We start from the raw sequence: 18,779 nt of genomic DNA, 5'->3' as shown, positions 1-18,779 counted from the left end.
GCACGCGCGTTCCGGGCGTAGGGCACGCGCGGGGTCAGCAGGTGCGGGGGCAGGTGGCGCAGGCGGTGGCGTCGGGCAGCACGAAGTGGAAGCAGCAGCTCTCGCGGCGGCGGGTCCAGCCCGTGTCCGTGGCCTTCAGGGTGGACGCCGAGGTGAACGGGTCGAGCTTGGCCGGCAGCAGCAGCGCCGAGTCCATCACGCCGGCCGTCTCGTCGCCGCACAGCTGGCCCGCCGTCCACGCCGCGCTGTCCAGGGCGTCCGTGGCCGCCGCCCACAGCATCCGCCGCCCCAGCCGCACGGTCGGCCCGAAGGCGCCCACGAACTGCGCGCTGTGCGCCGCGAACCGGGCCCTCAGCAACGCCGCCAGCGCCGTCTCGTCGGCCACCACGGTCGCCGCCGGGTGGTCGGCCTCCGGGTCGTCCGGCAGGCACGCGAACTCGTCGTTCAGCAACGCCACCCCGACCACGTGCGGCCGACCACCGGCCGCCACCTTGATCGCCACGTCGGCCGGCCGCAGCGACGGCACCCGCCGCGCGGTGTGGAACAGCAGCCCGCCCAGCACGCCGACGACGTTGAGGTACCAGCTCATGACGTACCCGGCGGTAGTGCGCTCGGGCGCCTCGCCGTGCTGCTCCCGCAGCCACTCCGCCAGCGCCTTGCGCCACGCGTCGAACCGCTCCGGCTCGCCGGTGAACTCCGAGCACAGGACCCAGTCGCCACGCTCGGCCGGCAGCCCGAACCGCGCCTCGAAGCCCTCGTACAGCGAGACCTGCGCGAGCGACCGCGCGACGGGGGTCGTCACGTCGCACACCGTGGTCCGCGCCGGTACGGTCATGTCCAGAAGGTCCTCGTCGGTTCGAGACGGTCGCGTGGGTTGAGGCTTGCCTAACCTTACCGAGGTTCGCCTAACTTGCACCGCCTCGGTGACCCCGGTCACCCCGGATGTCGCCGAACGGCTGAATGTTCGCGCTCAGCGGACAACGCCCGTTCCGTGGAATCTCGCTGGCAGATCACGCGTTGATACCGATGTCAGAGATCCCCGAAGACGGCTGCCTGCGATCGGGAACTGAGAGTGTCGGGGCTGACGACTACAGTGGTCCCACGGTGCCGCGCTCTCCAACGGTCAGCCAGACGGTCGGCCAGGGGTGAGCCCGAGGACCGCCGGCGCAGCAGTCAGGGAGTGCGAATGTTCGAAAGGTTCACCGACCGCGCGAGGCGGGTGGTTGTCCTGGCCCAAGAAGAGGCCCGGATGCTCAACCACAACTACATCGGCACCGAGCACATCCTCCTGGGGTTGATCCACGAGGGTGAAGGTGTCGCCGCCAAGGCGCTGGAGTCGTTGGGGATCGCGCTGGAGGGCGTCCGCCAGCAGGTCGAAGAGATCATCGGCCAGGGTCAGCAGGCCCCATCCGGCCACATCCCCTTCACCCCGCGCGCCAAGAAGGTGCTCGAGCTGTCACTGCGCGAAGCGCTGCAGCTCGGACACAACTACATCGGCACGGAGCACATCCTGCTCGGCCTGATCCGCGAGGGCGAGGGCGTCGCCGCGCAGGTGCTGGTCAAGCTCGGCGCGGACCTCAACCGGGTGCGCCAGCAGGTCCTCCAGCTCCTGTCCGGCTACTCCGGCGGCAAGGAGCCGGCCGAGTCCGGCGGCCGCGGTGAGGGCACCCCGTCCTCGTCCCTGGTCCTCGACCAGTTCGGGCGCAACCTGACCGCCAGCGCGCGGGAGGGCAAGCTCGACCCGGTGATCGGGCGCACCAAGGAGATCGAGCGGGTCATGCAGGTGCTGTCCCGCCGCACCAAGAACAACCCGGTCCTGATCGGCGAGCCCGGCGTGGGCAAGACCGCCGTCGTCGAGGGCCTGGCCCAGATGGTGGTCAAGGGCGAGGTGCCCGAGACGCTGAAGGACAAGCAGCTCTACACGCTGGACCTGGGTTCGCTGGTCGCGGGCTCGCGCTACCGCGGTGACTTCGAAGAGCGCCTGAAGAAGGTGCTCAAGGAGATCCGCACGCGCGGCGACATCATCCTGTTCATCGACGAGATCCACACCCTGGTGGGCGCCGGCGCCGCCGAGGGCGCGATCGACGCCGCGTCGATCCTCAAGCCCATGCTGGCCCGCGGCGAGCTCCAGACCATCGGCGCGACCACCCTCGACGAGTACCGCAAGTACGTCGAGAAGGACCCCGCCCTCGAGCGCCGGTTCCAGCCGATCCAGGTCGGCGAGCCGTCGCTGGAGCACACGATCGAGATCCTCAAGGGTCTGCGGGACCGGTACGAGGCGCACCACCGCGTCTCGATCACCGACTCCGCGCTGGTCGCCGCCGCCACGCTGGCCGACCGGTACATCAACGACCGGTTCCTGCCGGACAAGGCGATCGACCTCATCGACGAGGCGGGCGCGCGGATGCGCATCCGCCGGATGACCGCGCCGCCGGACCTGCGCGAGTTCGACGAGAAGATCGCCGACGTGCGCCGGGACAAGGAGTCCGCGATCGACGCGCAGGACTTCGAGCGCGCCGCGAAGCTCCGCGACCAGGAGAAGACGCTGCTGGGCCAGAAGGCCGAGCGGGAGAAGCAGTGGAAGGACGGCGACCTCGACGTCGTCGCCGAGGTGGACGACGAGCAGATCGCCGAGGTGCTGGCGAACTGGACCGGCATCCCCGTGTTCAAGCTCACCGAGGAGGAGACCACGCGTCTGCTCCGCATGGAGGACGAGCTGCACAAGCGGATCATCGGCCAGGTCGACGCCGTCAAGGCGGTCAGCCAGGCGATCCGCCGCACGCGGGCGGGTCTGAAGGACCCGAAGCGCCCGTCGGGCTCGTTCATCTTCGCCGGCCCGTCCGGTGTGGGTAAGACCGAGCTGTCGAAGGCGCTGGCGAACTTCCTGTTCGGCGAGGACGACGCCCTCATCCAGATCGACATGGGCGAGTTCCACGACCGCTACACGGCGTCGCGCCTGTTCGGTGCCCCTCCCGGCTACGTCGGCTACGAAGAGGGCGGCCAGCTCACCGAGAAGGTGCGCCGCAAGCCGTTCTCCGTGGTGCTGTTCGACGAGATCGAGAAGGCTCACCAGGAGGTCTACAACACGCTGCTCCAGGTGTTGGAGGACGGCCGCCTGACCGACGGTCAGGGCCGGACGGTGGACTTCAAGAACACCGTCATCATCTTCACGTCCAACCTGGGCACGTCGGACATCAGCAAGGCCGTCGGCTTGGGCTTCACCTCGGGTCAGGACACCGCGTCCAACTACGAGCGCATGAAGAACAAGGTCAACGACGAGCTGAAGAAGCACTTCCGGCCCGAGTTCCTCAACCGCATCGACGACATCATCGTCTTCCACCAGCTCACGCAGGACGAGATCATCAAGATGGTGGACCTGATGATCGCCCGCGTCGAGCAGCAGTTGAAGAACAAGGACATGGCGATCGAGCTCACGGATCGCGCGAAGAGGCTGCTGGCCAAGCGCGGGTTCGACCCCGTGCTGGGCGCCCGGCCGCTGCGCCGCACGATCCAGCGCGAGATCGAGGACCAGCTGTCGGAGAAGATCCTGTTCGGAGAGATCCAGGCCGGCCAGATCATCATCACCGACGTCGAGGGCTGGGACGGCGAGTCCGAGGCCGACGACAAGGCGCACTTCACCTTCCGCGGCGAGACCAAGCCGCTGCAGGTGCCGGACGCCCCGCCGGTCGACCTGGCCGCCTCCGGTGGCGACTCGGGCGGCGACTCGGACTCCGAGTCCGCCTGATGTGACGATCGACCGAAACGCCCCCCGGGTTCGCCCGGGGGGCGTTTCGCTTTCCGGACGGCCAGCGGACGGCTGGTGGACGGCTGGCGGAAGGGTTCGGTGGGGTCCGTCGGGGGCCGTGGGACGGGGCAGGGATCGGCGCAGAGATCGGTGCCAGGATCCGCGCAGGTCCGCCGGTCGATGCAAACCCCCGGCCGTCAGTGCAGGTCCGCCGGGGCGGGTGCAGATCCACGGCCGTCAATGCAATTTTGCAGTTGTTGGTGCAGGTCAGTGCCAGGTCAATGCGGGTTGGTGCAGGGTTCGGTGCCGGTCTGCGGCCGTTAATGCAGGTTTGCAGATCCAGGTGCAGATCGGTGCGGGGTTGGTGCAGGTCTGCGGCGGGTCAGTGCAGGGTGCCGGCGGTGACGTGCAGGTCGGTGGACGTGGCCAGCGACGTGCGGACGATCAGCTCCAGCGCCCGCGCCGTGGTGGCGACGGGCAGGCTGGGGTGGCCGCCCGCCTCGGCCTGCTCCGGCGAGAACGGCACGTGCACGAACCCGCCGCGCACGTGCGGGTGCTCGGTCGCGATCAGGTGCATGAGGCCGTAGAACACGTGGTTGCACACGAACGTGCCGGCCGAGTGCGACACCGACGCCGGGATGCCCTCGGCCGCCACCGCCGCCACGCACGCCTTCACCGGCAGCCCGGTGAAGTACGCCGCCGGCCCTCCTCGCACCACGGGCTCGTCGATGGGCTGTGCACCCGCGTTGTCCGGGATCCGGGCGTCGTCCAGGTTCACCGCGACGCGCTCCGGCGTGATCCCGACCCGCCCACCCGCCTGGCCGACGCACACGACCAGGTCGGGGCGATGCGCGGCGAGCGCGTCCCGCAGCACGGCGATCGACTCGTCGAACACGCACGGCAGGCGCAACTTCGTCAGACGGTAACCGTCCGGTCGCACGGCGTCGACCGCGTCCCACGACGGGTTGGTGACCTCCCCGCCGAACGGCTCGAACCCCGTCAGCAAAACTTCCACTCAGGCAGACTAGATCGCGTGGTCGACATCGAGGAACGCCGCACCAGGCGCAAGGGGACGACGTTCTTGCTGGTGGTGGCGGCCATCGCCTTCCTGCTCGCGGCGCTCACCCGGCTGCTCGGCATCGACGGCACGCGGTACATGGTCGCGACGACCGCCCTGACGCCCTACTTCACCGCCGCAGGCGTGGTCCTGGGCGCGCTGGCGCTGCTGCTGCGGCGCTGGGCGGTCGGCACGGTGACGTTGCTGGTCGCGGTGGTGCTGGTGGCGGCGGTCGCGCCGCGGGCGTTCCCCGACTCACGGCCGGTCGGCGTCGGCCAGGAGGTCACCGTGATGGCGGCGAACCTGCTGGTCGGCATGGCCGACGCGGAGGCGGTCGTGGCGGCGGTGCGGGCGCACGACGTCGACGTGCTCACGCTGCAGGAGCTGACCCCGGAGATGGTGCGCGACTTCGAGCGCGCGGGCCTGGACGAGGTGCTGCCCTACCGGCACTTCCTCGACGAGCCGGGCGGCTCCGGGTCCGGCATCGCGTCGCGCTACCCGGTGTTCCCCCGCACGCTCACGCCGCCCAGCACGTTGCGCCAGGCGGGCGCGCTGGTCGACGTGCCCGGCGAGGACATCGAGGTGCTGTCCGTGCACCCGCTGCCGCCGGTGGTCGACGCCGGGCCGGAGAGCTGGCAGCGCGACATGGCGGGCCTGCCGGAACGGGAGCTGGACGGGCCGGTGCGCGTGCTCGCGGGCGACTTCAACGCCACCCTGGACCACGTGGGCCTGCGCCGGCTGCTCAACACCGGTTACGCGGACGCCGCCGACCAGGTCGGCGCGGGCATGAACCCGACCTGGCCGGCCGGCGCGCTGTGGCCGCCGCCGGTGGCCATCGACCACGTGCTGGTCGACGAGCGGTGCCCGGTGGAGGAGTTCACCGTGGTCGACATCCCCGGCTCGGACCACCGGGCCGTCCTCACCCGATTCGTCGTGCCAACTCGGTGATCGCCGCCAGCGCGCCCATCGGCAACGACACACCACGCCCGTGCCGCACCTCCGGCTCGCGCGGGTTGATCCTGATCAACGCGCCCGACGCGGCACTGGCCAGCTCCGCCTGACGCCGCACGGTCGGCACCGCGACACCCGCGCCTAGTTCCAGCACGGCGAGGTTCCGGTGCGCGCGCCGCCACTGGGCGAGCCCGTCCAACGCCTTCTGCGACGGCCCGCCGAGCCACGACCAGTCGCCGAACATGAGGATGTTCGGCCTCGCCAGCCCGCCGCAGTTGCGGCACGACGGCAGCGGCCCGGTCGCGCGCATCGACTCGGGGTCCACGTCCACCACGACGTCGTCGGCGGGCCACACGTCGTCCGTGCACGGCTCCACGCACTGCAGGTGGTGGATCGACCCGTGCACCTCGGCCACGTCGGCGAACCCGGCCCGCTGGAACTGGCCGTCCACGTTCGACGTGAACACCCGCGCGCCCCACTCGCGCAGCACGCGGAACCCGTCGTGCGGCATCGTGCGCCGGTACAGGTCGAGCCGGTGCCCGTAGAAGCCCCAGGCGAGCGTCGGGTCCTCCACGAAGTGCACCGGGTCGGCCAGTTCCTCGAACCGCAGCCCCAGCCGCTCGTAGGGCGGGTACGCCTGCCAGAAGCCGGCCGCGCCGCGGAAGTCGGGCAGGCCGGAGTCGACGCCCATCCCCGCGCCCGCGCACACCAGCACCGCGTCGGCGGAGGAGATCAGCTCCGCCGCGCGGTCGAGCGCCTCGTTCACCGCCGGGATGCCACTTCCGGGGGAGTCACTTCTTCGCTTGGGAGCTGAGCACGACCTCGAACTCCAGCAGGTCGGACCCGGTGCCGACCGGCTTGGCGCGCTCGCCCGAGTGCGCCTCCTTGGCCCGGCCGCCCATCCAGTTCTGGAAGTCCTCTTCGGTCTCCCACTGCGTGACCACGAAGTACCGCTCGTCGCCCTTGACCGGCCGCAGGAGCTGGAAGCCGAGGAAACCGGGCTCGGAGTCCACCGCGCCCAGCCGCGCGGCGAACCGCTTCTCCAGCTCCGGGCCCGAGCCGTCGGGCACGTGGATCGCATTGATCTTCACAACAGCCATGCCCCGACGTTACTGCGCCGCGGCCGGTTCCGTCTCGTGGCGGGCGCGGTGCGCGCGGACCTTGTGCCTGTTGCCGCACCGCTCCATCGAGCACCAGCGGCGGTTGCCCGCCCGGGACGCGTCCACGAACAGCAGTCCGCAGTCGGCCGCCGAGCACGCCCGCACGCCGCCGTGCGCGACGAGCTCGACCGCGTCACGGGCCGCCGCGCCGAGCACCTGCGTGCCGGTGATCGGCCGGGCCCAGGTGAGCGCCCGCGTGCGGGGGTCGACGACCGGCCGGGGCGTCTCGGCGGTGGCCGCGTTCAGCACCTCCAGGCCCTCCGCCGGCAGGTCGGCGCCCTCGGCCAACGCCCGCGCCACTCCCCAGAACGCGTCACGCAGCCGCTTCACCGCGACCAGCTCGGCTTCGGTGACGCGCACGTCGGCCGCGGTGAACGGCGCGGTCGCGGCCAGGCGCGAGTCGACCAGCCACGCGGCCAGGTCGTCCGGCCGGTGCAGCGCCTCGAACACGCGCAGTTCGCCTGGACCGCCGCTGACCAGGAGTTCCATCGCGAAGCTGCCGGGGTCGAAGCGGAAGCTCTGCCCGTCCGGGCGGGTCAGCGTCCTCGTCCAGGTGGCCATGTAACCACTGTAGCCAGTTTCACCGGCCGGTCCGGCGAGTCACCGGCGCAGCGGACCCGGGTACAGGAACTCGTCGGCGGGCGCCTCGTCGCCGCGGAACCACGCGGTGAAGAACGCGTCCAGGTCCTGCCCCGACACCTGCTCCGCGTGCGCCTCGAACTCCGGCCACGACGCGTTGCCGCCCCGGTTCGCGGCCGTCCAGTCCTTGACCACGCGGTCGAAGGCGGGGTCGCCGATCTGGCGGCGCAACGCGTGCAGGGCGAGCTGCCCCTTGTCGTAGACGCCGCGGAACTCGTTGCCGCGGCCCATGTCGTAGAGCTTGCGGCCCCAGTACGTCTCGCGGTCGGCGACCCGCTCGACCTCGGCGAGGTAGCGGTCGTCCAGGTCGACGCCCTGCTTGGCCTCCGCCCACAGCCACTGGGCGTAGGAGGCGAAGCACTCGTTCAGGCAGATGTCGGCCCAGTTCTCCAGGCTCACCGAGTCGCCGAACCACTGGTGCGCCTGCTCGTGCACCACGGTGTCGAGGTCGGCCCAGCCCGCGTAGATGGGCCGGGTCTGGGTCTCCAGCGAGAAGCCGATGTCGTCGGCCAGGAAGATCCCGCCCGCCGAGGAGAACGGGTAGGGCCCGAACTTCTCCGACAGGAACGCGAGCACCTCCGGCAGCCGCTCCTGGTGCTGCCTGCCGCCCTCCGCGCCCGGCGCGTAGGCGTCCACCACGGGCGTGCCGTCGGGCAGCGTGGACCGCTCGACGGTCCACCGGTCGATCGCGATCGTGGTCAGGTAGGTGGCCATCGGCTGCTCGGCGACCCAGCGGAACGACGTCCAGCCGTCGGCGGTGGTGGAGCCGCCCTCGACGCCATTGGAGATCACCGACCAGCCCTCCGGCACGCGGGCGGTCAGCGCGAACGACGCCTTGTCGCGCGGGGTGTCGTTGGCGGGGAACCAGGTGGTCGCCGAGTGCGGCTCGCCCGCCGCGAACGCGCCGCCGGACGCGGAGACCTGCCAGCCGCTGCGGCCCAGCGCGCGGTCCTCGAACAGGGTCGGCACGCCGCCGTACCGGACGGTGGTGGTGAACTCCTCGCCGTCGGCCAGGGGCGCTCCGGGAGTGACGACCAGCTCGTGGTCGCCCTCCTGGCGGTAGTCGGCCGCCTGATCGCGCACGTCGACGCCGGAGACCTCCAGCGCGTACAGGTCGAGGTTGAACCGGGACAGGTCGGCGGTCGCCCTGGCGGTGATCCTCGCGACCCCGTCCAGCCGCTTCGTCGCCGGGTCGTAGGTGACCGACACGTCGTACGCGCTGACGTCGTAGCCGGTGTTGCCGTCCTGCGGGTAGTACGCGTCACCCGCGCCGTCGCCGCCCTCGGCGTTCACCACGGAGGGGGTGGTCGCGGGCGGCGGCGTCGGCGTCGCGCCCGGCTGGTCCCTCGGCAGCCTGGCCACCACGATCCCGGCCACCACCAGCACCACGATGACGACGATCAGGTACGGGCGCGCCTTGGGACTGATGGCCATGCCGACATGATGCACGCATGAGCGTTGCGGAGTTCGGGGGATCGGGGCAGGGCATCCTGCTGCTCCACGGCCTGATGAGCCGGGCGAGCACGTGGTGGACGGTCGCGCAGTGGCTCAAGCCGTACGGGCGGGTGGTCGCCCCGGACGCGCGGGGGCACGGCCGCAACCCGGTGCGGGGGCCGTACCGGACGGAGGACTTCGTCGCCGACGCCGCCGAGGTGATCGAGCGGCACGACCTCGCGCCCGCCGTGGTGATCGGGCACTCGATGGGCGGGCTGCACGCGTGGGCGCTCGCCGCGACCCGGCCCGACCTGGTGCGCGCGGTCGTGGCCGAGGACGTGGTGCCGGACAACCGCGGCCGCACGGTCGACGAGTGGAAGTGGTACTTCGACTCGTGGCCGCCCGCGTTCGAGTCCCTGGCGCACGTCCGGACGGTCGTGGACGTGCCGCGGGTGGAGGAGATGTTCGAGGAGCGCGAGGACGGCTGGCACCTCATCGCGCACCTGCCCGACCTGTACGAGATCGCCTCCGAGTGGGGCGAGCGGGCGTACTGGGATCACGTGGACGCGATCCGGTGCCCGACGCTCGTGGTCGAGGCGGGTCGCGGCGGGCTGCGGGCCGGGCAGATGGCCGAGGTGGCGCGGCGGACCGGGGGGACGCACCTGGTGGTGCCGGAGTCCGGGCACGTCGTGCACGACGAGGCGCCGGAGGTCTACCGGGGCGCGGTGGAGGCGTTCCTGAGCGGGTCGATCGACCCCGTCTGAGTGTCCACGATCGCCATCTCGCGGGTCTTGGCGCGGATCGGCGTGATCGGGTGCAGCTCGGCGAACGCGGCCTTCACCTCGGCGTCCTCGCCGTCGACCAGCGTGCAGTGCGGCACCCAGCTGCCCGGCAGGTGCCGGCTGTTCGGGTGCTTCACGCGGCCCGCGAGGACGTCGTGCACGGCCGAGTGCACGGCCAGCAGCTCGGCGTCGACGACCGCGCCGAGCTGCAGCGTGTTCTCCGTGGCGCTGAGGGTGTGCAGCCAGACGTCGGGCAGCCACAGCCGGGACAGGTCCTCGCGCAGCTCGGCGCGCACCTTCGGCCCGATCGTGCCCGCCGCCGCGTACGTCAGGTGCGGCGGCAGCTGCGACCTCGCGCCGATCCGCCGCCACAGGGACCGCACGGCCTGGTCGGCCTCGGCGTCGAAGAACACCACGAGCACGTGCACGGTCAGTGCTCCCCGGGCAGCGCGAACAGGCCCTCGTCGGTCTGCTCGACCAGGCCGTCGACGAGCAGCGAGTGCAGGCACCGGTCCCGCTGGCCCGCGTCCGACCAGACCACGTCGAGCCGGGTCTTCGCCACGGGTTCGCTGGTGCCGCGCAGCACGTCCAGCAGCAGGCCGCGCACCTGCCGGTCGGTGCCCGCGAACTTCTGCACGACCTTCGCCGGGCCGTCGTACGCGGGACGGCCGTTGAGCTGCCACGCGCACGCGGCGAACACGGGGCAGTCGGCGCACTTGGGCGCGCGGGCCGTGCAGACGAGCGCGCCCAGCTCCATCAGGGCGGCGGAGTAGACCGCGGCGCGCGCCTTTTCTTCGGGGAGGAGGGCTTCGACGTCCTTCATGTCCTTGGTGGTGGACGGCGGACCGGCGTCGCCCGCGCCGTGCACGGCCCGTGCCACGACGCGGCGGACGTTCGTGTCGACCACCGGGCACCGCTGCCCGTAGGCGAACGCCGCGACGGCCCGTGCCGTGTACGCGCCGATGCCCGGCAGGGCCAGGAGGGTGTCCACGTCGCTCGGGACGACGTCGTCGTGCAGCTCGGCGATGGCCTGCGCGGCGGCGTGCAGCCGGAGGGCGCGGCGCGGGTAGCCCAGCTTGCCCCAGGCCCGCAGCACCTCGCCCTGGGTCGCCGCGGCCATCGCCGACGGCGTCGGCCAGCGGGCCAGCCACTCGTGCCAGATCGGTTCGACCCGCGCGACGGGGGTCTGCTGCAACATGATCTCGCTGACCAGCACGCCCCACGCCGTGCACTCCGGCCGTCGCCAGGGCAGGTCGCGGGCGGTGTCGGCGAACCAGTCGAGGAGGAGCTCGGCGTCCAGGCTCATAGCGACGCACAGTCTTCCACGACCGGTTCGCCGCCCGGTCACACGACTTCGGTCAGCTCTCCGGTGTGCACGTCGTAGACGAAGCCGCGCACCTGGTCGCGGTGCGGGAGGAAGGCGCTGTGCCGGACCCGGTTCATCGAGCCGCGCACGCTGTCCTTCACCTCGCGGAACGCCTCCACCGACCACGTGGGGCGCAGGCCGGAGTCCTGCTCCAGCTCGTCCTTGAACTCGTCCTCGGTGACCAGTTGCAGGCCGCAGTTCGTGTGGTGCACCAGCAGCACCTCGCGGGTGCCGAGCTTGCGCTGGCTCAGCGCCAGCGAGCGGATCATGTCGTCGGTCACCACACCGCCGGCGTTGCGCAGCACGTGCGCCTCACCCTGCTGGAGGCCGAAGATCTCGAACACCCGGATGCGGGAGTCCATGCAGGTCAGGATGGCCACGTTCATCGAAGGTCGCGGCGAGGAACGGTCGCCGGGAACGATGTTGCCCAATTCGGCGTTGCGGCGCAGCAGCTCGTCGATCGCGGTCATCGCACACCTCCCGTGTTCCCTCGGATTGGAACCCGGCTCCCGCATGGCGGGCAAGTGGATCGGGGCGAACCTCACGTTCACCTCATCGGAGGACCGATGCCTCCCGGGCAATTCCAGGTGACCCGGCTACCTTCGACGGCGTGACCGAGCACACAGGCCCGCACCCGCGGTCGGTGTACTGGCGGCGCCGCGCGCTGGCGGTCGCCGGGTCGGTGGTCGCGCTGGTGCTCGTGGTCTGGCTGGTCGGCGTGCTGGTCGGGCGCGGTGACCCGGCGCCGGTGGCCGCCCAGCCGTCGTCCCGCCCGCCGGAGCCGCCCGCGACGCCCGTGGTCGCCTCGTCGTCCTCGACGACACCCCCTCCGCCGCCCGCGTCCCCTCCTCCCACCCTGCCGCCGGGTCCGCCACCGCCGTGCGACGACGCGCAGGTGGCCGTGGTGGCCGAGGTGGACCAGCCCTCCGCTCCCGCCGGGCAGCCCGTGGGGTTCACGATCGCCATCTCCAACACCGGCCCGCTGCCGTGCGCGAAGGAGATCGGGCGGCAGGTGCGCGAGCTGGTCGTGACGAGCGTGGACGGCGCGACGCGGCTGTGGTCGAGCAACGACTGCTTCGCCACCCGGGGGTCCGAGGTGCGCGTGATGCAGCCGGGGGAGCGGTTCAGCTACGGCCTGCGGTGGACGGGCGGCACGTCGGAGCCGGGGTGCCGCAAGCACTCCAGGCTGGGCGCGGGCGACTACCTGCTCACCGCGGTGGTGGCGGGCAAGGCGAGCAACCCGGTGATCTTCCGCGTGACGTGAGGTCGGGGCCGCGGCTGAATCCGGTGACGACGGTCAGGTGGACGGGCGGTTGGCCCGCTCTTCGTCCTGGATGCGGCGCAACTGCCGTCGGTACTCCTCCAGCAGTGCGGCCTCGCCTGCCTCGCCGGTGGCTTCACGTTTGTTGTTGATCACTACGGTCGCGGCGAACGCCGCTCGGGCGACCGGCCGGCGGAGCAATCTTTCCACGTCGATGTTCTGAATCCACTCGTTGCCCGCGGCGGTGGCCCGTCCTTCACCTGTGTACACCGACCACTTCGATTCCGAATCGGAGTGCGCGGCTCGCGCGGAAAGCCTTTCGAGGAGACGCAGGAGTTTGCCGAGCAGGCCCGTGCCGAGGTCGTATCCCGACCTGTCGCGTAACCCGTCGCCCGGCATGGACGGAGTATGGGGTAAGTCCGGGTCCGGGTCAATGCGCTGGTCGCTGGTCAAACTCATCGGTGACCGTCCCATCCGGTGTTTTCGCCCGTGTCCCGCGAGGCGAGCCAGTAGTAGCTGTACGTCCGTGTCACCCAGACGAATGAAGAAACTGTGAAGTTCAGCAATGCCAAGGATGCGAGCAGTTGCCACCAGGTGCTGTCGATCAGCATCAGTTCGAACGTCGACTTCCTGGTCATCTCGTCCGCCGTCTGCGCCATGTACAGACCGCTCGCCAGCAGCGAGATGATGATCGTGGTCAGCGACGATGCGCGTGAGGCCAAGGTGCCGCCGAGCAGTTGGCCCGCGCCTTTGTCGAAGCCCACGAAGGCCGCGGCCAGCGCGGGGAACGCGAGGACGAGCGCCGGGAAGTCGCTGTCGAACGTCTTGTTGGCCGCCGAGATCACCACGCCCGCGATGTAGATCAACGCGAAGCTCGCGAGTGCCGCCATCATCGTCGGGGCCATGGATCCGGGCGGGGTCTCGTGGAAGCGCATCCGCACCCGCAGGTTGTCGGCGAGGTCGGCCGGGATGGACCGGAGGTACAGGTGCAGGTACCCCTGGCCGAGGCGCTTGCGGAAGCGCTTGTAGGGATCGGAGGGCTTGCGCGCCTCGTTGCGAGAGCTGAACCGGCCGTTGCCGTTGATCAACTCCTGTTCGCCGAGGTGCATGCCGTCCGGGGCGAACACGTTGAGGTGGTAGGAGCGGGCCAGCGCGGCGTTGTTCAGCTGGATCTCGAGGCTGATGGGTCGGGTGCCCAGCAGCATCCGGGCGCGGTCGCGGAGGTATCGGGCGAGCTGCCTGACCGGGGCGCGGACGAGGTGCGGGATGATGTACCGCTGGTAGGTCACGATGGCCCGGCCGCCTTGGAACACGTCGTGCGGCAGCACTACGACAATGGCGTAGTTGCCGGCCATCTTCGTGATCAGGCCGACGGTCAGCCTGAGCAGCTCCACTTCGTCGTCGGCCTGTCCGGGCTGGTCGTCCTTCAGTCTCGTCGCGATCCGCTCGATGTCGGAAACGCACTGCGCGAGATCCTTCGCCTGGGCGGATTCGATCCGGCCACGCCGGGCGATGTGGCCGAACGCCGTGGAGGTGATGGCGTCCAGCCGGTCGCGGTCGGCCGGGCTCACCTTGAGCTTGGGCGCCGCGAGCAGTGCCCGGAGCATGCTGGCCATGAGGACGAGGTACTCGTGATAGGTCAACGTGGCCGCCGTGTCGTCCCCGTTGATCCGCAGCACGAGGTGGTCCTGCAGCGATCCCTTCGGAGGGGTCATCAGTGGGTAGATGACGTCGACGTCCTCGTTGCCCTTGCCCCTATTGCCCTCATCCTCGTCGTCCTTGTCGTCGTCCTTGACGGCGGTGGACTTCACCGTCGTGGAGACGGACTGGTGGAGGACCCGCCGGATCGGCCGGATCTCCTCGATGATGCGGCTCCGGGTCGCTTTCGGGTTGATCAGCGAGTCGACGAACATCGGCAGCTGCGCTTCGGAGAGGGAGCTGCTGAACTCGCTCTTCTCATCCCGGAACCGCTCGTAGTCGGCGTCCACGACCTGGATGTCGGACTTGAACCGCTTGCGAGTGGGCAGGAATTGGAAGATGTAGACGTGGCACGCGGTCGAGGAGATGAGCATGAATAACGAGAAACCGAGGTATGCGTGCCAATGCGACTCCGCGTACTGCCATGACCCGCTGGCCGTCACGACAACCGAGGAAAAGGACAGGACCATGGTGACGACGAACGCGAAGCGGAGGGCACCGCGTTCGTGCAAGCGCTTCTTCTCGCCCGGGTCGAGGACGTCTTCGGCGGCATCCGTGTCGATCGCGGCGCTCATCGCCCGCCCCCGCCGTCCGTGTCACGATGATCGCGACTCATGCTGCCTCCCGGCCCGACACCATTGTCCTTGCGCTCGCTCCGACGACCTAGCTCCGCTCGGTGGAACCTCGCCGGTACTATCGGTGACATACCCGCGGTGTTACTCGTATGCACGGTGGTGACCGGAACGGCCCATTCCGCATTTCTCGGATAGGTGACTAATGCTATTCCGTCGCCATTCGGAATCATGCCGATTCGGTGAGTGGCGCTCACGTCCCACGTCCGGTCCCCGACGGACGTTCCTCGTCGCAAACGGAAGCAGGGGTCCCCGTGCGGGGACCCCTGCGTGGTGTTCGAGGGCGGTGTCAGGCCGGACGTGCGGTCACGGGCCGAACCAGCGTTCCTCCGCCGTCCCGCGCGGTGGGGCGGCGGTGGTGCCGTGGATCAGTTCGGTGGACAGGGTGACGGCTCGGGGGCGCGTGCGCTCGGCCGAGTCGAGCAGCAGCTTGCCCGCCGCGCGGCCCTTTTCCAGGACCGGCTGGCGCACCGTGGTCAGCCCGGCCTGCTCCGCCTCGCGGATGCCGTCGAAACCGGTGACGGTGATGTCGACCGGCACGCGCAGGCCGCGCCGCTGGACCTCCGCCATCGCGCCCAGGGCCAGTATGTCCGACGTGCAGATCAACGCGGTGATCTGCGGGTCGCGCTCCAGCACCTGCGCCGCCGCCGAGGCGCCCGACGCCATGGTGTGGTCGAACCGCTCCGCCACCGGCACGGTCGCCCAGTCCACGCCGACCGACGCGAACGCCTGCGCCAATCCGGCCAACCGGGCCCGCTGCACGTGGAAGTGCGCCGCCTGCTGCCGCTCCGGCACGACGAAGTCGTCGTTGCGGTCACGGGCCAGCCGCATGCACACCACGCCGACCCGCCGATGCCCCAACGAGATCAGGTGCTGCGCCAGCGCGTGCATGGCCGCCTGGTCGTCGATCCCGACGCGGTCGACGTTGCCGAGATCGGGCTGGTCGCACACGACCGTCGGCACGGGCCGCTCGAGCACCGCCGCCAGGTGCGGGTCGTCGTCGGGCACGGAGTACACCACGAAACCGTCCACCCCGGCCCGGTGCACGGCCGCCACGTCCTCGCGCTCGGGGTTCGCCGGCACGAGCAGCAGCCCGGTGCCGGCGTCCTCGCACGCGAGCGCCAATCCCTCCAGGAACCCGATCGCCGCCGGGTCGCGGAACGCGTAGGACAGGTTCTCGGTGAGCAGCAGGCCCACCGCACCGGCCTTCCTCGTCCGCAGTGAACGGGCCACGGGGTCGGGCCCCGGGTACCCGAGTCGTCTCGCTGTCTCCAACACCCGGCGTCGCAGCTCTGGCGAGAGCTGGTCGGGACGGTTGTACGCGTTGGACACCGTTGTCCGGGAAACACCCAGCTCCGCCGCCAGTGAGGCGAGCGTCGCGGGGCGTCGCACATGCATCGACCGCGCCATGAAGTGACCGTAACGGTTCAGAACCATTTGCAGAAGTGGGGGTGACCGGCGTCCCTCTAAATCGTCATCAGTGCAGCTGGGGGTGGGTTACCTCAGGGTACAGTGGTCTAAACCAATAGGGGCTCAGCGGACGACTCGCGCACGACCAACCGCGGTCGGAAAACACGCGTGTAATTGCCCGCCGGACGTCGTCGCCGATCGGGGTCGAGCCGGTGCACCAGCTCGTCGACGGCCGCCGCCGCCATCTCCTCGATCGGCTGCGCCAGCGTGGTCAACGACGGCGAGCAGTACGACGCCAGCGGGATGTCGTCGAACCCCACCACGGACAGGTCCCGCGGCACGGTCAGCCCGCGCCGGTGCGCCTCCCGCAGCACGCCGATCGCCATGTGGTCGGACGAGCAGATCACCGCCGTCGGCCGCACGGTGTCCAGCAGCGTCGCCACCGCCTCCGCCCCGCCCTCCGGCCCGAACGGCGCGTGCGCCACGAAGTCGGACGTCGCGGGCAGCCCGTCCTCCTCCAGCGCCGCCGCCCACCCGGCCCGCTTGAGCCGCGACGGCAGCGCCCGCGCCGGCCCCGACACGAACCCGATCCGCCGGTGGCCCAGCTCGACCAGGTGCCGGGTCGCCGCGTACCCCGCGTGCTGCTCGTCCACGGTCACGTCCGGCACGTCCAGCGACGGCGTCGCCCCGTTGAGGAACACCATGTGCACGCCGTCGGCCAGCAGCTTCGCGTAGTACGACGGCCGCGGCGCCTGGCCGAGCGGCACCTCGACGTTGGTGATCTCCGGCGACACGAACACCATGCCCTCGACGCCGCGCGCGAGGAGCATCCGCACGTACTCCTCCTCGCCCATCGCACCCGCGCCGGTGGCCCGCGTGTTGCACAGCAGCGACGAGTACCCCAGCCGCGCGGCCCGCACCTCCAGCGCCTCGGCGAACGCCGGGAACACGGGGTTCGACAGCTCGGGCACGAGCAGGCCGATCACGCCGGTGCGCTGCAGCGCGCCCAGCCCGCGCGGGGTGTAAGGCATTTCCGCAAGCACCGCGAGCACCCGCTGGCGCGTCTCGTCGTTCACGCCCGCCCGGCGGTTGAGCACCCGGCTGACCGTGGAGATGCTCACCCCGGCTGCCCTGGCGATCTCGGACAGACCGGACACCGTGCCTCCTCGCAGACTTGTGGGTGACGTGCAGCCTGCCGTCAGCGGCAAATTTTTGCAACGCCCACCTTGGTTTCCGTCGGCCGGACCGGGCCGTTACGGCTTGGTTACGTCAAGACCCTTGACCCGGCCCTGGTCGGCGGGATGAAATCCGCGTCAACAATTTCGCAAGTTCTTGCAAGAGCCTTCATCACGGTGGAGGCCCGCAGGAGGGACGACAGCAACGATGCGACGTACCACCCTCGTGACCGCAGTGGCGGCCGTTTCCGCCCTCGTCCTCACCGCGTGCGGTGGTGGCGACGGCGGATCGGCGTCCGGCGACTCCGGCGAGATCACCTTCTGGGACACCAGCGGCCCGAACGAGGGCCCGGCGTTCGCCGCGATCGCGCAGGAGTGCGCGACCAAGGGCGGCTACAAGGTCAAGACCGAGACCGTGCCCTTCGACGCGGCCCTGAACAACTACAAGACCGCCGCGCAGGGCGGCCAGGGCCCGGACGTCTTCCGCGCCGAGGTCGCGTGGGTGTCGCAGCTGGCCAAGCTCGGCTACGTCGCCGACCTGGCCGGCACGGACCTGGTCAAGGACACGTCCGACTTCCTGGACACGCCGCTGGGCTCCACCAAGTACGACGGCAAGACCTACGGCGTCCCCCAGGTCACCGACTCGCTGGCGCTGTTCTACAACAAGAAGCTGCTGGCCGACGCCGGTGTCGAGCCGCCGAAGACGTGGGACGAGGTCAAGGCCGCCGCGGCCAAGCTGGGCGGCGAGAAGACCATCTTCGTCAACAACGACGCCTACTACGCGCTGCCGTTCATCTACGGCGAGGGCGGCGACCTGGTCGACGCCGACGCGAAGAAGATCGTGGTCAACTCCGCGGACAACGTGAAGGCGCTGGAGACCGCGAAGGGCCTGCTGGACGCCAAGGCCGCGTCCACCGCGCTCGACCCGACCAACTCCTACAACAACATGCAGGCCGCGTTCACCTCGGGCGAGGTCGCCATGGTGGTCAACGGCCCGTGGTCGGTCGCCGACTACCTCAAGGGCGCCGCGTTCGCCGACCCCGCCAACCTGGGCATCGCGCCCGTCCCCGGCGCCACCGCCGGCAAGGGCTCCGCGCCGGTCGGCGGCCACGACTACGTGATCCGCCAGGGCACCAAGGCCAAGGACTCCTCGGTCAAGTTCATCGCCTGCATGAGCAGCACCGAGTCGCAGGCGCGCATCGCCAAGGAACTGGGCCTGCTGCCCACCCGCAAGTCGGCCTACGAGAACGCCGACGTGAAGGCCAACGCGGTCGTGTCCTCGTTCGAGCCGGTCGTCACCGCCGCCCACCCGCGGGCGTGGATCCCCGAGGGCGGCGAGCTGTTCGACCCGCTGAAGATCGCCTACGCCGACGTGCTGGCGGGCAAGAAGGACGCCAAGACGGCGCTGGACGAGGTGGCCAAGAAGTACAAGGACACCGTCCTGCCCGAGTACACCGTCGGCTGACCAT

At 70.6% G+C, this 18,779-nt stretch carries 18 protein-coding genes; 5 read left to right on the top strand and 13 right to left on the bottom strand.

Annotation, left to right across the window (positions count from 1 at the left end):
* Positions 1 to 34: 34 nt before the first annotated feature.
* Entirely contained in the window at positions 35 to 835 is an 801-nt protein-coding gene (locus AB0I91_RS18520) for a (2Fe-2S)-binding protein (RefSeq protein ID WP_499637675.1), read from the bottom strand.
* A 351-nt stretch (positions 836 to 1,186) separates the two neighbouring features.
* Between AB0I91_RS18520 and AB0I91_RS18515 the strand changes: the two genes are divergently transcribed.
* Complete coding sequence (locus tag AB0I91_RS18515; protein ID WP_498779341.1) at positions 1,187 to 3,745, top strand: ATP-dependent Clp protease ATP-binding subunit; 2,559 nt, start codon at positions 1,187 to 1,189, stop codon at positions 3,743 to 3,745.
* 382 nt (positions 3,746 to 4,127) lie between these two features.
* Here the strand turns inward: AB0I91_RS18515 and pcp are convergent, their stop codons facing one another.
* Positions 4,128 to 4,760, bottom strand: coding sequence for a pyroglutamyl-peptidase I (gene pcp / locus AB0I91_RS18510; protein WP_498779343.1), 633 nt, complete (start codon positions 4,758 to 4,760; stop codon positions 4,128 to 4,130).
* An 18-nt stretch (positions 4,761 to 4,778) separates the two neighbouring features.
* Here pcp and AB0I91_RS18505 point away from each other — a divergent pair, with 18 nt between their 5' ends.
* Positions 4,779 to 5,750, top strand: coding sequence for an endonuclease/exonuclease/phosphatase family protein (locus AB0I91_RS18505; protein WP_499615141.1), 972 nt, complete (start codon positions 4,779 to 4,781; stop codon positions 5,748 to 5,750).
* On the opposite strand, the gene AB0I91_RS18500 is transcribed toward AB0I91_RS18505, so the two are convergent.
* Genes AB0I91_RS18500 through AB0I91_RS18485 form a run of 4 tightly spaced genes read right to left on the bottom strand, consistent with a single transcriptional unit; the run spans position 5,722 to position 8,986 of the window.
* Positions 5,722 to 6,519: an SIR2 family NAD-dependent protein deacylase gene (locus AB0I91_RS18500; RefSeq protein WP_498779346.1), complete on the bottom strand. Its 798-nt coding sequence runs from the start codon at positions 6,517 to 6,519 to the stop codon at positions 5,722 to 5,724. The genes AB0I91_RS18505 and AB0I91_RS18500 overlap by 29 nt on opposite strands.
* Before the next feature lie 25 nt (positions 6,520 to 6,544).
* On the bottom strand, positions 6,545 to 6,853 hold the full coding sequence (locus AB0I91_RS18495) for an antibiotic biosynthesis monooxygenase family protein (protein WP_123744476.1): 309 nt from the start codon (positions 6,851 to 6,853) through the stop codon (positions 6,545 to 6,547).
* Between the two features lie 9 nt (positions 6,854 to 6,862).
* Entirely contained in the window at positions 6,863 to 7,474 is a 612-nt protein-coding gene (locus tag AB0I91_RS18490; RefSeq protein WP_499637671.1) for a CGNR zinc finger domain-containing protein, read from the bottom strand.
* Between the two features lie 39 nt (positions 7,475 to 7,513).
* A complete protein-coding gene (locus AB0I91_RS18485; protein WP_498779349.1) occupies positions 7,514 to 8,986 on the bottom strand; it encodes a M1 family metallopeptidase in 1,473 nt (490 codons plus the stop codon).
* A gap of 17 nt (positions 8,987 to 9,003) precedes the next feature.
* On the opposite strand from AB0I91_RS18485, the gene AB0I91_RS18480 reads away from it, so the two are divergent.
* Complete coding sequence (locus AB0I91_RS18480; RefSeq protein WP_499637667.1) at positions 9,004 to 9,750, top strand: alpha/beta fold hydrolase; 747 nt, start codon at positions 9,004 to 9,006, stop codon at positions 9,748 to 9,750.
* Here AB0I91_RS18480 and AB0I91_RS18475 read toward each other — a convergent pair.
* Genes AB0I91_RS18475 through AB0I91_RS18465 form a run of 3 tightly spaced genes read right to left on the bottom strand, consistent with a single transcriptional unit; the run spans position 9,699 to position 11,604 of the window.
* Positions 9,699 to 10,196, bottom strand: coding sequence for a 2'-5' RNA ligase family protein (locus AB0I91_RS18475; protein WP_498779352.1), 498 nt, complete (start codon positions 10,194 to 10,196; stop codon positions 9,699 to 9,701). The genes AB0I91_RS18480 and AB0I91_RS18475 overlap by 52 nt on opposite strands.
* Before the next feature lie 2 nt (positions 10,197 to 10,198).
* Entirely contained in the window at positions 10,199 to 11,074 is an 876-nt protein-coding gene (locus AB0I91_RS18470; protein WP_498779353.1) for an HhH-GPD family protein, read from the bottom strand.
* A 38-nt stretch (positions 11,075 to 11,112) separates the two neighbouring features.
* Positions 11,113 to 11,604, bottom strand: coding sequence for a beta-class carbonic anhydrase (locus AB0I91_RS18465; RefSeq protein WP_498779355.1), 492 nt, complete (start codon positions 11,602 to 11,604; stop codon positions 11,113 to 11,115).
* Between the two features lie 140 nt (positions 11,605 to 11,744).
* Between AB0I91_RS18465 and AB0I91_RS18460 the strand changes: the two genes are divergently transcribed.
* The gene (locus AB0I91_RS18460; RefSeq protein ID WP_499637664.1) at positions 11,745 to 12,398 is read left to right on the top strand and encodes a hypothetical protein; all 654 of its coding nucleotides are present in this window, start codon (positions 11,745 to 11,747) and stop codon (positions 12,396 to 12,398) included.
* A gap of 33 nt (positions 12,399 to 12,431) precedes the next feature.
* On the opposite strand, the gene AB0I91_RS18455 is transcribed toward AB0I91_RS18460, so the two are convergent.
* From AB0I91_RS18455 to AB0I91_RS18440, 4 genes are all read right to left on the bottom strand, one after another.
* Positions 12,432 to 12,854, bottom strand: coding sequence for a hypothetical protein (locus AB0I91_RS18455; RefSeq protein WP_498779359.1), 423 nt, complete (start codon positions 12,852 to 12,854; stop codon positions 12,432 to 12,434).
* Complete coding sequence (locus AB0I91_RS18450) at positions 12,851 to 14,668, bottom strand: hypothetical protein (protein WP_499637661.1); 1,818 nt, start codon at positions 14,666 to 14,668, stop codon at positions 12,851 to 12,853. Before AB0I91_RS18450 ends, AB0I91_RS18455 begins: the two co-directional genes overlap by 4 nt.
* A gap of 363 nt (positions 14,669 to 15,031) precedes the next feature.
* Positions 15,032 to 16,135: a LacI family DNA-binding transcriptional regulator gene (locus tag AB0I91_RS18445; protein WP_498786914.1), complete on the bottom strand. Its 1,104-nt coding sequence runs from the start codon at positions 16,133 to 16,135 to the stop codon at positions 15,032 to 15,034.
* A gap of 107 nt (positions 16,136 to 16,242) precedes the next feature.
* Positions 16,243 to 17,292, bottom strand: coding sequence for a LacI family DNA-binding transcriptional regulator (locus AB0I91_RS18440; RefSeq protein WP_230569940.1), 1,050 nt, complete (start codon positions 17,290 to 17,292; stop codon positions 16,243 to 16,245).
* Between the two features lie 226 nt (positions 17,293 to 17,518).
* Between AB0I91_RS18440 and AB0I91_RS18435 the strand changes: the two genes are divergently transcribed.
* Positions 17,519 to 18,775 carry an extracellular solute-binding protein gene (locus AB0I91_RS18435; RefSeq protein WP_499637658.1) on the top strand — a complete coding sequence of 419 codons (1,257 nt, stop codon included), beginning with the start codon at positions 17,519 to 17,521 and terminating at the stop codon, positions 18,773 to 18,775.
* Positions 18,776 to 18,779 lie beyond the last annotated feature (4 nt).

Source organism: Actinosynnema sp. NPDC049800, assembly GCF_040656635.1.
Taxonomy (GTDB): domain Bacteria; phylum Actinomycetota; class Actinomycetes; order Mycobacteriales; family Pseudonocardiaceae; genus Actinosynnema.
Note: the sequence above shows the minus strand (reverse complement) of the source record. Positions and strands in the feature narration are given on the sequence as shown.

Bases quoted from the DNA above. Each gene is read 5' to 3' on its own strand.
- AB0I91_RS18445 (WP_498786914.1), bottom strand. From the start codon at position 16,135: ATGGCGCGGTCGATGCATGTGCGACGCCCCGCGACGCTCGCCTCACTG.
- AB0I91_RS18465 (WP_498779355.1), bottom strand. From the start codon at position 11,604: ATGACCGCGATCGACGAGCTGCTGCGCCGCAACGCCGAATTGGGCAAC.
- AB0I91_RS18495 (WP_123744476.1), bottom strand. From the start codon at position 6,853: ATGGCTGTTGTGAAGATCAATGCGATCCACGTGCCCGACGGCTCGGGC.
- AB0I91_RS18470 (WP_498779353.1), bottom strand. From the start codon at position 11,074: ATGAGCCTGGACGCCGAGCTCCTCCTCGACTGGTTCGCCGACACCGCC.
- AB0I91_RS18485 (WP_498779349.1), bottom strand. From the start codon at position 8,986: ATGGCCATCAGTCCCAAGGCGCGCCCGTACCTGATCGTCGTCATCGTG.
- AB0I91_RS18515 (WP_498779341.1), top strand. From the start codon at position 1,187: ATGTTCGAAAGGTTCACCGACCGCGCGAGGCGGGTGGTTGTCCTGGCC.
- AB0I91_RS18480 (WP_499637667.1), top strand. From the start codon at position 9,004: ATGAGCGTTGCGGAGTTCGGGGGATCGGGGCAGGGCATCCTGCTGCTC.
- AB0I91_RS18520 (WP_499637675.1), bottom strand. From the start codon at position 835: ATGACCGTACCGGCGCGGACCACGGTGTGCGACGTGACGACCCCCGTC.
- AB0I91_RS18455 (WP_498779359.1), bottom strand. From the start codon at position 12,854: ATGAGTTTGACCAGCGACCAGCGCATTGACCCGGACCCGGACTTACCC.
- AB0I91_RS18435 (WP_499637658.1), top strand. From the start codon at position 17,519: ATGCGACGTACCACCCTCGTGACCGCAGTGGCGGCCGTTTCCGCCCTC.
- AB0I91_RS18450 (WP_499637661.1), bottom strand. From the start codon at position 14,668: ATGAGCGCCGCGATCGACACGGATGCCGCCGAAGACGTCCTCGACCCG.
- AB0I91_RS18490 (WP_499637671.1), bottom strand. From the start codon at position 7,474: ATGGCCACCTGGACGAGGACGCTGACCCGCCCGGACGGGCAGAGCTTC.